12 protein-coding genes are annotated in these 14,343 nt (G+C 51.5%); 3 read left to right on the top strand and 9 right to left on the bottom strand.

Annotated elements, in window-relative coordinates:
- Positions 1-19: 19 nt before the first annotated feature.
- Positions 20-2,650: a sensor domain-containing diguanylate cyclase gene (locus BUB81_RS14435; RefSeq protein WP_073324011.1), complete on the top strand. Its 2,631-nt coding sequence runs from the start codon at positions 20-22 to the stop codon at positions 2,648-2,650.
- A gap of 26 nt (positions 2,651-2,676) precedes the next feature.
- Here the strand turns inward: BUB81_RS14435 and rep are convergent, their stop codons facing one another.
- Positions 2,677-4,698, bottom strand: a complete 2,022-nt coding sequence (gene rep / locus BUB81_RS14430; protein ID WP_073324009.1) for a DNA helicase Rep — start codon at positions 4,696-4,698, stop codon at positions 2,677-2,679.
- Positions 4,699-4,891: 193 nt separating this feature from the next.
- On the opposite strand from rep, the gene ubiK reads away from it, so the two are divergent.
- Entirely contained in the window at positions 4,892-5,143 is a 252-nt protein-coding gene (gene ubiK, locus BUB81_RS14425) for a ubiquinone biosynthesis accessory factor UbiK (protein WP_073324007.1), read from the top strand.
- A gap of 9 nt (positions 5,144-5,152) precedes the next feature.
- Here ubiK and ubiA read toward each other — a convergent pair whose 3' ends face one another.
- A complete protein-coding gene (gene ubiA / locus BUB81_RS14420) occupies positions 5,153-6,037 on the bottom strand; it encodes a 4-hydroxybenzoate octaprenyltransferase (protein ID WP_245819227.1) in 885 nt (294 codons plus the stop codon).
- Positions 6,038-6,206: 169 nt separating this feature from the next.
- On the opposite strand from ubiA, the gene BUB81_RS14415 reads away from it, so the two are divergent.
- Positions 6,207-6,614 (top strand): flagellar basal body-associated protein FliL, encoded by a 408-nt coding sequence (locus BUB81_RS14415; RefSeq protein ID WP_425435074.1) that lies wholly within the window; start codon positions 6,207-6,209, stop codon positions 6,612-6,614.
- 72 nt (positions 6,615-6,686) lie between these two features.
- Here BUB81_RS14415 and glpG read toward each other — a convergent pair whose 3' ends face one another.
- The 7 genes from glpG to BUB81_RS14380 form a co-directional block, all read right to left on the bottom strand.
- Complete coding sequence (glpG, locus tag BUB81_RS14410; RefSeq protein WP_073324003.1) at positions 6,687-7,556, bottom strand: rhomboid family intramembrane serine protease GlpG; 870 nt, start codon at positions 7,554-7,556, stop codon at positions 6,687-6,689.
- Between the two features lie 2 nt (positions 7,557-7,558).
- A complete protein-coding gene (glpE, locus tag BUB81_RS14405) occupies positions 7,559-7,870 on the bottom strand; it encodes a thiosulfate sulfurtransferase GlpE (protein ID WP_073324001.1) in 312 nt (103 codons plus the stop codon).
- A gap of 8 nt (positions 7,871-7,878) precedes the next feature.
- On the bottom strand, positions 7,879-8,904 hold the full coding sequence (tdh, locus tag BUB81_RS14400; protein ID WP_073323999.1) for an L-threonine 3-dehydrogenase: 1,026 nt from the start codon (positions 8,902-8,904) through the stop codon (positions 7,879-7,881).
- A complete protein-coding gene (locus tag BUB81_RS14395) occupies positions 8,901-10,097 on the bottom strand; it encodes a glycine C-acetyltransferase (RefSeq protein ID WP_073323997.1) in 1,197 nt (398 codons plus the stop codon). The genes tdh and BUB81_RS14395 overlap by 4 nt, the downstream gene beginning before the upstream one ends.
- Positions 10,098-10,253: 156 nt before the next feature.
- A complete protein-coding gene (locus tag BUB81_RS14390; protein ID WP_073323995.1) occupies positions 10,254-12,713 on the bottom strand; it encodes a bifunctional diguanylate cyclase/phosphodiesterase in 2,460 nt (819 codons plus the stop codon).
- A 2-nt stretch (positions 12,714-12,715) separates the two neighbouring features.
- Positions 12,716-13,903 carry a hypothetical protein gene (locus BUB81_RS14385; protein ID WP_084526593.1) on the bottom strand — a complete coding sequence of 396 codons (1,188 nt, stop codon included), beginning with the start codon at positions 13,901-13,903 and terminating at the stop codon, positions 12,716-12,718.
- Entirely contained in the window at positions 13,903-14,334 is a 432-nt protein-coding gene (locus tag BUB81_RS14380) for a hypothetical protein (protein WP_175555816.1), read from the bottom strand. Before BUB81_RS14380 ends, BUB81_RS14385 begins: the two co-directional genes overlap by 1 nt.
- Positions 14,335-14,343: the final 9 nt, after the last annotated feature.

Raw genomic sequence — 14,343 nt, 5'->3', positions numbered from 1 at the left:
AGCGCTGGCAGCAAATTTCATGTCGACCGATTCGTCAAAATACGAGTTGTCCGAAGAGGAATTAAGGGAGCTTATTCCGCAACTTCAGCAACTTACAGATAAATATAAACGTGCCGAACGCGTTCAAAAGGCACTGTTTAATATTTCAGAATTAGCCAGCTCGGTTAGCAACCTCTCCCACCTGTATCCGGCTATTCACGAGATTATCGGCGACTTTATGGAAGCCGAGAACTTCTTTGTTGCGTTTTGTGACGCCGACAGTGAATTCGTGAACATGGCTTATTTTGTTGACGAATTCGACGAGCAGGTTATTAAGCAACTGCCTGCAGAAAAGCTCAAACAAGGCCTCACCGGTTATATCCTCAATTCCGGCAATCACATTTTCTACCGCTCCGAAGACAAAGAAGAATTCAACAAAAACGTAAAGGTTGAGCTCATTGGCAGTCAGCCCCACGAGTTATTGGGCGTACCGCTGAAGCGCGGGAATCAGGTGATTGGTGCCATGGTTGTACAAACGTACGACCCGAATGTGGCCTATACCCATGAAGATTTAGAAGTGTTGCTGTTCGTGTCGCAGCACATTGTTACCACGGTAGACCGGGTGAAAAACCGCGAGTTAACCGAACGCACTATTCGCGAACGCACACGTCAGTTACGCCAGATCAACGACGACCTGCAAGAAGAAATTCTGGAGCGTCAGAAAGTTGAGTCATTACAGCAGGCGCTGTTTGAAATCTCTGAATTGTCGGCCACCGCCGGCAAAGACATGGACTCATTCTACGCGGCGCTGCACGACATTCTGGCCCGCCTGATCAGCGCTCCGAACTGTTATATTGCCACGCTTGATGAAAGCCGCGAGTATTTGGACTTTCCCTACTTCAGCGACACCCATGCAGACACCCCAAACAGACGTGCGTTAGGCCTGGGTTTAACGGAATTTGTTATTCGCCGCGGCCAGGCAGAGCTGATTGACCCGTCGCGGATATTGTCGCTCACTGAATCGGGCGAAATTGATGTGTCGGTTGCGCAGGAAATCCTGCAGCAGGCTAACTCCTGGCTGGGTTCGCCGCTGATCATCGACGGCGAGGTGTACGGGGTTATTGCGGTGCAAACCTACGGTAAATCTGCCAAGTACACGCCGCGCGATCTGGAATTGCTTCGTTTTGTGTCGCACCACATTGCGGTAGCACTGGAGCGTAAGTTTCGGGCCGATGCCATTCAGGCCTATAACGAGCAGTTGGAAGAACGCGTTGAGGCCCGTACTCAGGAGCTCAACGAGGCCAACGAGGTGCTACGCCAGCAAATTGAAGAGCGTAAAGAGATAGAGCGCAAGTTAATACACGACGCGCACCACGACGCCCTTACCGACTTACCCAACCGTTCTATGTTTACCAGCCGCCTTGAGCTAGCCATCGCTAACAAGCAGCGCCACCCGGAAAACATGTTTGCGGTGCTGTTTATCGACTTAGACCGCTTTAAAATTATTAACGACACCCTCGGCCACCATGCCGGCGACGAATTCCTGATCGAAGTATCGAAGCGCATTGCGCAGTGTATTCGTGGGCACGACCTGCTGGCACGTCTGGGTGGCGACGAGTTTGTGTTATTGCTGGATGCCTTTGCCGATTCAGCCGATGTAGAAGAGGTCTCCGCACGCATAATCGAGTCTATTTCTGAGCCGTTTATTTTAGACGGCAAAGAAATGTATTCGGGTGCGAGTATTGGTATTGCTCACCTTGAAACTTACTACCGCACTGCCGACGAAGTCATTCGCGATGCCGATGCCGCCATGTATCAGGCCAAGTCACTGGGCCGCGGCCGGTTTGTTATGTTTGATAAAAGCATGCGCGAACGGTTACTGGAAGAGCTGGAGCTGGAAAACGAGTTTCGCCGGTCGCTACGTGAGTCAGAATTTGAGTGCTACCTGCAGCCCATTTTTGACCTGCGTACACAGCAACCGCTGTACCATGAGATATATGTTCGGTGGGTGCATCCAACCCTGGGTAAAGTGGCGCGCGAACAGTTCCGTCAGGTGGCCGAACACAGTGGCTTAACCCTGGACCTGGATTTGTATCAGTTGCGCTCTGCCTGTCAGTTGTTGGCAAGCTGGCCCAAGGTCGACAACCTTGAGTACGAACCGCGCATTGGCGTCAACGTGTCTATAAATCACTTGTTGCAGGCGTCGCTGGTTAATAAGATTCTGGACATCATTAACGAGTCTGGCGTGAAGCCCTCACAGCTCATATTCGAGTTTGATGAGAACGATCTGAATCGCCGCTCTCAGTACATATTGCCAGCCATTAAGAAGTTGAAACGCGCCGGAGTGACGCTGGTGCTGGATAACTTTGGTAGCGGGTTGGCTTCACTCAGCTACTTGTTCTCGTATCCTTTCGACTTCATTAAAATTGACCACCGCTTCATTAAATCACTGCCGCGTTCGCTGCGTAACCTGAAGCTGATTCAGTCGGTGATGTTAATTTCAGGTCACCTGAAATTTGAAGTGATTGCCGAGGGGATTGATTCCAATTCACAGCTGGAATCGCTGAAAGAGATTGAATGTATCTATGGGCAAGGCCGCTTCCTGGAGCCACCTCAGTTATTGCCCAGCATGCAAATAAACACCGAAACAGACAGCGCAGAAGCCGAATAACCTACCTGCGCTGAACCGGCTATTTGTTAGCTCTTCGACTGCCCTAACATACTGCGTAAATTGGCAATACTGGCCTGCCCTTTTTGCTGACGCTCTTCGGCTGTTGCCTTTTTCTTCTTTTCTTCCCATTGCAGGTCATCGGGTGGCAGTTCGTATAAGAACCGGCTGGGCTCGGGCTGGATGACTTCACCAAACTGGCGGCGTTCTTTCGACAGCGTAAAAATCAGCTCGCGCTGCGCCCGGGTAATACCTACGTAAGCGAGCCTGCGTTCTTCTTCTACGTTGTCTTCGTCTATGCTGCTTTGGTGAGGCAACAGGCCTTCTTCCATGCCCACCAGAAACACAATGGGGAATTCCAGTCCTTTAGACGCGTGCAGGGTCATTAGCTGAACCTGATCGGCTTCGCCATCTTCCTCGCCGCGCTCCATCATGTCACGCAGTATTAAGCGGTTTACCACTTCCTGCAGCGTCATTGGGGCGTCCAGCTCGTTGCCTTCCAGCATGTCGGTTACCCAGCCAAACAAGGTACTGACGTTAGCCATGGCCATTTCAGCGGCTTTCGGGCTGGGGCTGTGTTCGTACAACCATTCTTCGTAACCCATTGCGCGGATCATGCTTCTAAGCGTGGCGGCCGTGTCGCCGCGCACGGCTTCGTCTGACAGCGTCACAATCCAGCGCGCAAAGTTGTGCACGGCCAAATAGCCTTTACCGGTTAATACGCTGCTTAAGCTGTCGTGACAAGCGGCCTCGAACATCGACACGCCAAGCTGGTTAGCAAAATTACCCAGCTTTTCCAGGGTGGCACGGCCAATACCCCGGCTTGGGGTGTTAATGATCCGCAGCAGTGCGTTGTCGTCGTCCTGATTCACCAGCAGGCGCAGGTAAGACATAATGTCTTTGATTTCAGCACGCCCGAAGAACGACATACCGCCACTGATTTTGTAGGGAATACGGTTACTCATAAGCAGCTTTTCAAACAAGCGGCTTTGGTGATTCCCCCGGTACAAAATAGCGTAATCTTTAAATTGGGTGCGATTGGTAAACTTGTGTGCCAGCAGCTCTGCCACTACCCGTTCGGCTTCGTGTTCTTCGTTTTTCGCCACCAGCACACGCAGGTGATCACCGTACCCCAATGCCGAGAACAGGGTTTTGTCGAAGATATGCGGGTTATTCTGAATCAGGATGTTGGCGCAATGCAGAATGCGCCCCGATGAGCGGTAGTTTTGTTCCAGCTTAATGACTTTCAGGCGAGGAAAGTCTTCCTGCAACAGGTTCAGGTTTTGCGGTCGGGCGCCCCGCCACGAGTAAATGGACTGATCGTCGTCGCCTACCACGGTAAAGCGTGCACGCTCACCTACTAATAGTTTTACCAGCTCGTACTGACTGGTGTTGGTGTCCTGATACTCATCCACCAGTAAATAGCGAATGCGCGACTGCCACTTGGTGCGCGCTGCCTCATTTGCTTTCAGCAACAAGGTGGGCAACATGATCAGGTCATCAAAGTCCAGCGCATTGTATGCTTTCAGGTGATTCTGGTATTGCTGGTAGAAGCCGGCAAATTCCTTTTCGCCCTGGCTGGTTGCGGTTTTTAACAGCATGTCAGGCGTTAGCAGGTCGTTCTTCCAGTTAGAAATACACGACTGCAGCAGTTTTAGCTGGTCTTTGTCGCCGTCTAACGTCTGTTCGGTTAAGTCGTTTAACAGCGCCATGGTGTCTTTGTCGTCGAACAACGAGAATCCCGATTTCAGCCCCAGCGCCTTCACTTCGGACTTAATAATATTTAAGCCAAGGGTGTGAAAGGTAGACACTTTCAGGCCTTTGGCTTCTGGCTTGCCCAGCGTTTGTGCCACACGCTCTTTCATTTCCCGCGCGGCTTTGTTGGTAAAGGTTACCGCGGCAATATAGCGCGCCGGCATATCGCAATTTCGCACCAGGTGAGCAATTTTGTTGGTGATCACCCGGGTTTTACCACTGCCCGCACCGGCCAGCACCAGACAGGGGCCAGACACATAAGTTACAGCGGATTCTTGGGCAGGATTTAATTTCATGTACGCTATTGGCTCGTTAAAGGCTTGGTGTATTCAGGATTCGTGTTCATCGCACTCACCATTGTTGCAGGTGAATACGCAGGGGCGCTATTGTAATCGACCGCGCGACATAATCCGAGTGTTGATTGTATTGCATCGCGGGGTAATCAATTTAGAATAGCGTTAAACCTAACTGCGATATCAGGACACCCACATGTTAGATCCGAAGAAACTGGAAGAGATTGCCCGTCAAATTGCCGATTCAGTGCCGCCAGGCGTAAAAAACATGGCGGAAGAAGCGGAAGGGAAAATCAAACAAGTCCTTCAGGCACAGCTGTCTAAGCTGGATCTGGTGACTCGTGAAGAGTTCGACATTCAAACCCAGGTGTTAATTCGCACCCGTGAAAAGCTGGAAGCCATGGAAAGCCGTATAGCCGCTCTGGAAGCCCAGCAAGCCGACAAGTAAGCGTAGCTGCTATAGCGCGAAGGCGTAATCGGCCGCTAAGCCTAAGGCAACCACCATGCCTACATAGTGGTTGTCGAGGAAGGCTTTAAAACACGCGTCCCGGTCGCGGAAGCGAATGTTGTAGTGCTGGTGCATAAACAGTACTGCAGCAGCTGCTAGCCCAACATAAGCGAGCATTCCTCGCCCTGTTAACTCAAACACCACTGCCAGCATTGCCAGCACAATCACTTCCAACGTACCCACAATAAGCTTGTCGAAGCGGCCAAACAAAATGGCGCTGGATTTAATACCAATGATCACGTCGTCGTCTCGGTCGACCATGGCGTACAACGTATCGTAAGCAATGGTCCATAACAGGTTAGCGATGAACAGCAGCCAGCCCCAGGCGGGGATATCGCCGTATACCGCCATGATGGCCATGGGAATAGACCAGCCGTAGGCTGCGCCCAGTACCGCTTGAGGCAAATAGGTATAGCGCTTCATGAAGGGGTAACAGGCCGCCAACCCTAGCGCCACTACTGACAGCAGAATGGTTTGCCAGCTAAGCTGCAGAACCAGCACAAACGCCACGCCAACCAGCAACGCAAACAGCTGCAACGCTTCTTTCTCGGTCACATCCCCAGCCACCAACGGACGCGAGTTGGTGCGCTTTACACTGCCGTCGAAATGCCTGTCTGCGTAGTCGTTTATTACGCAGCCAGCCGAGCGCATCACAACAACGCCGAGGGTAAAGACAATCAATTCGAGCACCGGCGGCATACCTTGCGCAGCCAGCATCAGCGCCCATAACGTGGGCCAGAACAACAGGTAAATTCCAATGGGCTTATCCAGCCGCATCAGACGCTTGTAATGAGGAATGTTTTGTAGCGACAACTGCATTTTGGGTAAAGGCATTACTCTGTCAGTAAGCGGTCAAGGGGCTGGCCCGTGCCGGTTACCAAATCAAAATCCGAAAAAAACGCAGTGTAACACCCTTTCTGCCCTACGACATTAATCTAAAGTAGGTTGTGCGGGCTGGCTCTCTCAACTAGAATTTAAGCAATTAAATTTTCTGGAAATCTTCTTGATGAAGCAATTCGTTCTGCTGGTCATGTTATTGGGTACCGGACTCTTCGCTGCCCCAACGCTTGCCCAAGACAAGCCGTCTTATGCCTACATTGGTATTGAGCCTGAAATTGTAACCAACTACCTGGGCACCAGTGCGATTAAACTCGGTTACGTACGGGTAATGATTGAAGTCATGGTAAGCGATGTCGATCAATTGGAATTAGTTGAGCACCATATGCCATTGCTGCGCTCTACTGCGATTGAAATTTTTGGCCGTCAGCCTGAAGAAAAAGTGAAGTCGCTGACCGGACGTGAAGATATTCGCCGCGCTATTTTAGCCGCTTTTCAGGATTTAATGTCGAAGGAAACCGGCGCGCCGGTCATCAAAGAAATTATCTTTACCAAATACCTGCACCAAAGCTAACAACGCAGTTGGCAATGTGCAGTATGCGAAATAGCAAAACGGCAATACCAGGTATTGCCGTTTTTTTATTGTCTACTCGCGGTGACGGTCTTTTGAACCTGCCCCCAGATGCAGGAACCAGGCTATCGCACACCCACTCACCAAACCAGCGGTATGCGCGGCGTTGGCCATGTTCACCCAGAGAATGTCGGCGTAGCCCAATATCAGCCACAACAACATAAAACCAATCACCGGCTTAGGCAGGTCTATTCCCCAGCTTGGGCGCAGCCAGCCAATAAACCATACAAAACCCAGTACACCGTACACTACGCCCGAAAGCCCGCCAAAGTTCGGGCCGGCCGCAATCAGTTGCGCCAGGTTACTGACCACCGCAGTGATCACAAACAGTAAAATGAGAAAGCTGGTGCCCAGCTTATGCTCAATTCGCCCGCCTAACATACACCACCACAGCAGGTTAAACACAAAGTGCACCATGCTGAAATGAATGAGCGCCGGGCCTAGCAAACGCCACCACTGGTTATTGTCGAGCAATTGGCCTAGCGGCTGGATCATCAGTTGCTCGGCAATGGGTTGAAATAAGCCGACTAGCGACAGCAGAAAAACCAGCGTACAGGTAAACAAAATGGCGCCGCAAAACGGCGCGCGACGCAACCAGATCAGCCAGCGCTTCACGTCCAGATTCGGCTTTGAAGGCGATTTAATGTCGGTGCGTTCGGAATGCTGCCATGCGGCCTGTTGGTACTTGGGATCATTCGGCGACTGCACAAACGCCTGACAAATGGGTAATGCCTTATCGAAGTCTGCTTCATTGTTTAGCTGCACAATGTACTGATCTTGCGCAGCATCGTGAACAACACTGACATCGATATGTTGAGAGGTTAAATAGCTCGCCAGCAGGTCGGCATACCGCAACTGGCGAATCGCTATCAGGGGTTTGGCCACTGTTAGTCATTAACCACCGGCTGACCTAACCGCCAGCCTTCAAATCCACCGTCCATGCTGTAGACCTGCTCATAGCCCTGGCCCACTAAAAACTGTGCGGCTTGCTGGCTGCTTACGCCGTGATAACACACCACAACCACCGGCTTGGCTTTTGGGGTGTTTTCCATAAACTCAGCCAGGTTGTCGTTAGACAGGTTGACTGCCCCTTCGATGTGGCCAGCCTGAAATGAGCCGGCATCACGGATATCAGCGACCACGACGTCGCCGAGTTGTTCGGCAACTTGTGCCACAGAGATATGTTCAAACGCTTGCATAATATGTGCTACTGCCAGTTAAGAATAACTTTTCCGGAATGTCCTGAGCCCATAGTATCAAATCCCTGTTGGAATTCATCTATTGAAAACTGGTGCGTGATAATAGGCGAAATATCCAGACCGCTTTGGATCAGGCTGGCCATTTTGTACCAGGTTTCAAACATTTCGCGGCCGTAAATGCCTTTGATCACCAGGCCTTTGAAAATAACCTGGTTCCAGTCGATTGCGACATCCTGAGGCGGAATACCCAACATGGCGATTTTGCCGCCGTTGTTCATGTTGTTTAGCATGTCGCGGAACGCTACCGGTACGCCCGACATTTCCAAGCCAATATCGAACCCTTCGGTCATGCCCAATTGGTTCATCACGTCTTTCAGGTTTTCTTCGGCAACGTTAACTGCGCGGGTTACGCCCATTTTCTCGGCAAGCGCCAGGCGGTATGGGTTAACGTCGGTGATCACCACATGACGCGCGCCTACGTGGCGTGCTACGGCAGCGGCCATAATGCCAATAGGGCCAGCACCGGTGATCAGTACGTCTTCACCGACTAAATCGAACGACAGCGCCGTGTGAACCGCATTACCAAACGGGTCAAAGATAGACGCCAGGTCGTCGCTGATGTTGTCAGGAATTTTAAAAGCATTGAACGCAGGAATAACCAGGTACTCGGCAAACGCACCGGCGCGGTTAACCCCCACACCTTCGGTATTACGGCACAAGTGGCGGCGTCCGGCACGACAGTTACGGCAGTGTCCACAGGTAATGTGGCCTTCGCCCGATACCCGGTCGCCGACGTTAAAGCCCTGCACTTCCTGGCCCATATCAACCACTTCGCCCACGTACTCGTGGCCAACAACCATAGGCACAGGAATGGTTTTCTGAGCCCAGTCGTCCCAGTTGTAAATGTGCATGTCGGTACCGCATATAGCGGTTTTGCGAATTTTGATCAGCAGGTCGTTGTGGCCCACTTCCGGCTTGGCGGTATCTTCCAGCCAAATGCCCTGCTGCGAGTGGCTTTTTACCAGCGACTTCATGCAATCACTCCTAACTCACGGCCCACTTCAATAAAGGCATCAACCGCTTTGTCGACGTGTTCAATGGTATGCGCCGCTGACATCTGGGTACGAATACGCGCCTGGCCTTTAGGTACCACCGGGTACGAGAAGCCAATAACGTATACGCCTTTGGACATCAGTTTATTTGCCATGTCGTTGGCCAGTTTGGCGTCGCCCAGCATAACCGGAATAATCGGGTGGTCTTTACCAGCAAGGGTAAAGCCCGCATCTTCCATACGCGAACGGAAGTGCGCAGCGTTACGCCATAGTTGCTCGCGCAGCTCGTGGCCGTTGGCCATCATGTCGAACACTTTCAGAGACGCTGCCACAATCGGTGGCGCAACAGAGTTTGAGAACAAATACGGACGTGAGCGCTGACGCAGCCAGTCGATCACCGCCTTTTTACCTGAAGTGTAACCGCCAGACGCCCCGCCTAAGGCTTTACCCAGCGTGCCGGTAATGATGTCTACACGACCCATTACGTCGCAGTATTCATGGCTTCCGCGGCCATTGTCGCCCAGAAAGCCCGTAGCGTGGCAGTCGTCTACCATGACCATGGCGTCATATTTGTCGGCCAGATCACACACGCCTTTCAGGTTGGCAATAATGCCGTCCATGGAGAATACGCCGTCGGTAGCGATCAGAATGAAGCGTGCGCCGTCGGCTCTGGCTTGCTTAAGCTGCTCTTCCAGTGCTTGCATATCGTTGTTGGCATAACGGTAGCGTTTGGCTTTGCTCAGACGCACACCGTCGATAATGCTGGCGTGATTCAACGCGTCAGACACAATCGCATCTTCCGGCCCCAAAATAGTTTCAAACAGGCCGCCGTTGGCATCGAAACAAGACGGATACAAAATGGTGTCTTCTGTACCCAGGAAATCACTGATTTTGGTTTCCAGAGATTTATGGATGTCCTGCGTACCACAGATAAAGCGAACTGACGCCATGCCGAAACCGTGACTGTCCAAACCGCTTTTGGCCGCTTCGATGAGGTCCGGATGATTCGCCAGACCCAGGTAGTTATTGGCGCAGAAGTTAATTACGTGCGAGCCGTCCTGCGTTTCAATATCGGCCTGCTGTTGCGATGAAATGACACGCTCAACCTTGTACAGCCCTTCTTCTTTTGTGGCCGTAAGTTGTGCTTCGATATGAGAAATAAATGACGCAGACATAGCGCGACTCCCAACGATTAAAATATGCGGCGTATTGTACCTAAGTGCCTGAGGTTATGCCCTAAGGCGACTGGTTTGAGTACTTTACGTAAACGGTAAGGGTGTAAACTTTTTAGCACGCATTATAAAGTTGCTGAACGGTATTGCGTATTCAGCCTAGGGGGAGCCATTTGTTTGTAACAGCACCCAGCGCCCGTTTACTACCTGTGATTTTAGCACCTGCCAGAGAACATGCTGCTCGATGGGTTTACTGATGAAGTATCCCTGGCCGTACTGACATTGCATATTGCGAAGTTGATTGAGCTGATCGCCGGTTTCTATGCCTTCGGCAATCACTTGCTGACCCATGTTGCGCACCATGGATATGGTTGAATCAACAATGTTTCGGTCGGAGTCGGTTTCCATCATGCCGTTTATAAAAGAACGGTCAATCTTAATAATATCGCTGGGGATCGTACGCAGGTAGGTTAACGAAGAGTAGCCCGTACCAAAATCATCCACTGCAATCTGACAGCCCAGCGATCGAATTTGATGGATCGTTTCTACCGCGCGTTCGGTATCCGCTACCAGTACGGTTTCGGTCAACTCCAGTTCAACCAGACTCGCGTCTACGGAATACTTGGTGATGAGTTCGGTTAAGTAAGGCTGTAGCGACTCGTTGGCAAATTGCGCCGCCGACAGATTGATCGCCATTTTCACCCCGGGGTAGCCCTGATTACGCATTTCAGATAACAGCATAATGGCCTGCTCCATTACCCAAAAGTCCAGTTCGGCCATCATAGGGGTATTCTCCAGCAGCGGCAGGAATTCACCCGGAGACACCAGACCCCGCTCTGGATGACGCCAGCGTAGCAAGGCTTCAAATCCCACCAGCTTAAGGGTTTCAAGGGATATCTGTGGTTGTAACGCAAGGAAGAACTGTTGTTCTTTTATGGCAATGCGTGCTTCACTTTCTAACTCCACCTGACGAACGACTTTTTGGTTCATGGTGGAGTCAAAGAACCGATAACTGGAACCCCGCTGCAGCTTGGCTTCGTACATGGCCGTGTCGGCCTGGCGCATCATCTCAAGGGTGCTGCTCTTCGCGTCAGCGGTGAAGGCAATACCAATACTGATGGTGATATAGAATGTTTGCTCGGTGATACGCATAGGCTCAATGAACTCTGCAGTGAGCTTTTGCGCTACGTTTTCAACCTGGTCGGTCGTTTCGACATGATTTAGCAGGATAACAAATTCGTCGCCCCCAAAGCGGGCGATCAGGTCGGTTTCCCGTAGTACGCCAGACAGGCGTTCACTGGCTACTTTGACAACCTCATCGCCGAAGTGGTGACCGTGGCTGTCGTTCACCTTTTTAAAGTTGTCCAAATCGATGAACATTAAGGCAATGCCGCCTTTTTCGCGATTAACCGAAGCCAGTAGCTTGTTTAGCTGGAAGGTCATCATATTGCGATTCGGCAAGCCGGTCAGGTTATCGAACATGGCCATTTTTTCTAATTTGGCCGTGTTCACGCTCATCTGGCGATCTAACGTTTCCAGCTTTTCGGCTAATTCTTCTGCCGCACTGCCCAGTACATCCAGTTCGTCTGACAACCACTGGTTTCGAAAGAAGCTGCGTTTGTTCTGCTCTTTAAACTCATCAAAGCGCTGTTGAGCCAGCAGTGGGAGCATATTCGACAATGCATTCAGCTTTTGTGCGTAGCGCCTGAGCAATACAAACATACTCATCACAAACGTCAGTACCAACCCCAGGCCGCCCAGGAAAATAATTAATTTCTGAATCTGAAAGGTGCGCTTGCGGTCGTCGATATCATGCACGAACATCACGTAGTGTCCGTTGGCACTGTTGTTAAATAAGGGCAGGAGCATGACGTAGTAAGCGTTGTCGCTGCTGGTAACTTCCACACCGCGGGTTATCAGGCGCTTTATGGTGGTTTGCTGTGGAATGTCGCCCAGAATACTGCGCATCATTGTAGCCTGCTTCTCGCTTAACGAGCTATTCAAATACAGTCGGCTGGATTGGTGTTTCACTTCCGTATCGGGCTGACGAACCAACACCAGTTCCGCCTGTGAAGCTTCGCTTAGCAAGGCCAGTACTTCCTGTAACGAGGTGGTCATCACCACCGCATAGGTCTTCCCGCCGGGTAACATAACCGGTGTGCTGACTACCATTTCGCAATAGGTCTGGCAGTGCACACCTTGTTGCGGACGGCCCTGCTGCAGGGTTTGCGCCACCATAGGCTGCAGAGCGTCAGGCAGCACAACCCCGTCGCTGAACGTCACTTCCCCCTGGTGGTCGATAAGCCAGACGCTGGAAACATCCCATTGCAGCAACAGAAAATCACCACTGAGCTTAAGGCGTTCAAGCAATTGCGCTTCGGTTAACGTTGCGCCCTCACTTTGATGTTTCAGGCTCTCAACCCATACCGAGAGCCTGTCCCCCAGTAACGAGGTGATTTGGTGATAGCGGGTCACGTCCCGGGCGAATAAAGCCTGGTTTAGCTCGGTTTCCTGGGAAGCGGATTGTTTTAACAGTAGCCCAACCACCACAGTACACACCACGCTGACCATGATCAGCATGACAAACAGCACTTTGTAGCTTATGGACAGGTGTCGCATACTTAAAACCAGTACATCAATTGCACCGACCAGGTATTCCAGTACGGAGCAGCCTGAATCAATGAATTTGGAAATAGTACCGCAGACAATCGCCCTGCACCGTGGGTGCGGGAGAATTCGCCGCTAAGACGCATTTGTTTAGCAAAATCCCAGCTGACACCAACGGTGGCGGTGTCCATAAAGCCGTAATACCGGGGAATAGGCCCTAAGGGGTTTAAATCCAGCAACGTACCTTCGCGGTCATCGCGATCTACGTCGTAGGTGTCAATGCGAACCAGACCGGTAACAGTATCTGACAGGAAATAGCGAAACTGGGCGTAACCGCCCTCGCCGGTTTTGTCGATGTCCAACGTGACGCCCTGTGTAAAGTCGCCTTTGTAGCGCAAGCGGTCGCGAAGCAATTCGGAGCTAAACTCCCAGTTTTCGCTGTCGTAACGGATCGCCAGAGTCAGGCGGTCTACTGAAGACGAACCGTTTAGCAGAATATCCTGCTCGGCTGGCTTGTAAGAAAAGTCGGATTGCAGCAGGCTAAACCCCAGCTCCCACTGCGAAAAATCGGGTTGCCAGTAGGTGCTGAACTGATGCACGAAGTCCTGCTTTACCCGTCCCTGCGCCAACGGGCTCAGGAATTTCTTTGTTTCTTCTTTGGCTAACGGTGAACGCCCCAGGCTCCAGCGCACTTCCCAGGTACCGGTATCACCGACTTTAATACTTTGCAGTGCTATACCGTCGCTGCTGAGCGCCATATCGCGGTTACCATCGTAATACACCGACTGCGGCAAAATAATGGAAGGCCGGGTTTGCGGCACATCCTGGGTGGCGGAATACAGCCAGTGACGGTTTTTATAGCGTCCAATGTGCAGATTCATTTGCCAGTCAAAATACTGGGCAACCCGCCAGTCCAGGAATAAGTAGTCCACCCGTGAGCCCTGACGATAGCGATTTCCGCCGTCCAGATACACCAGTTGGCCGGCAACACTTAACGATGAATTCACCGTGTATTTGGCATTGATGCCGATTTCGGTTAGTTCACGGCTAAAGGCATTGTCGTCGGTAATAAAAGCACTGTCCTGAGAACGCGTTAGCCCTTGGGCAATGAATCCATGCCAGGACAAATTGTCGTCTGCATAAACACCGGATGCCATTACCACCAGTGAAGCGAAAAAGCCTTTTACTGCGTGCTTCTGCATTATTCCCGCTCCCCAATATTCAGTAAATAGGTTCCTTCTGGAGGGGTCTCTGTGTTCACATAACCAATAGACCCGGGGGTGGCGGCAACCTTTGCCACCATGTCTTCAATTGAATTGACGATGGTAGGCGCATCGCCCTGACCGGAATAGGTGATCCGCTGCCAGATGCGCTCTAACTGATAAGGGTAGATCTGTAATACGTTGCGGCAAAACTCGGTGTGAATCGGGTTTGATGCGTGTAGCACGAACACTTTTACCCGTTCGCCATTGGGCCAGAACTGGGTTCTGCCAGCAAAAATCAAACGCACCTGTGCCGGCGAGAGAGTCTGCGTTTTTACCGCTTCATTCGCCAGAATATGTATTGCCGCCTCGGCGGCCCTTAGCGGGCAAAACACCAGGATAAACAATACGATTAATAGCGTTCGACTCACTCCGCTTTG

The organism is Marisediminitalea aggregata (genome assembly GCF_900129565.1).
Taxonomy (GTDB): Bacteria; Pseudomonadota; Gammaproteobacteria; order Enterobacterales; family Alteromonadaceae; genus Alteromonas; species Alteromonas aggregata.
Note: the sequence above shows the minus strand (reverse complement) of the source record. Positions and strands in the feature narration are given on the sequence as shown.

Coding starts and splice junctions, on each gene's coding strand:
- BUB81_RS14395 (WP_073323997.1), bottom strand. CDS start 10,097: ATGTCTGCGTCATTTATTTCTCATATCGAAGCACAACTTACGGCCACA.
- ubiK (WP_073324007.1), top strand. CDS start 4,892: ATGTTAGATCCGAAGAAACTGGAAGAGATTGCCCGTCAAATTGCCGAT.
- BUB81_RS14435 (WP_073324011.1), top strand. CDS start 20: ATGTCGACCGATTCGTCAAAATACGAGTTGTCCGAAGAGGAATTAAGG.
- BUB81_RS14390 (WP_073323995.1), bottom strand. CDS start 12,713: ATGCGACACCTGTCCATAAGCTACAAAGTGCTGTTTGTCATGCTGATC.
- BUB81_RS14385 (WP_084526593.1), bottom strand. CDS start 13,903: ATGCAGAAGCACGCAGTAAAAGGCTTTTTCGCTTCACTGGTGGTAATG.
- ubiA (WP_245819227.1), bottom strand. CDS start 6,037: ATGCCTTTACCCAAAATGCAGTTGTCGCTACAAAACATTCCTCATTAC.
- tdh (WP_073323999.1), bottom strand. CDS start 8,904: ATGAAGTCGCTGGTAAAAAGCCACTCGCAGCAGGGCATTTGGCTGGAA.
- glpE (WP_073324001.1), bottom strand. CDS start 7,870: ATGCAAGCGTTTGAACATATCTCTGTGGCACAAGTTGCCGAACAACTC.
- rep (WP_073324009.1), bottom strand. CDS start 4,698: ATGAAATTAAATCCTGCCCAAGAATCCGCTGTAACTTATGTGTCTGGC.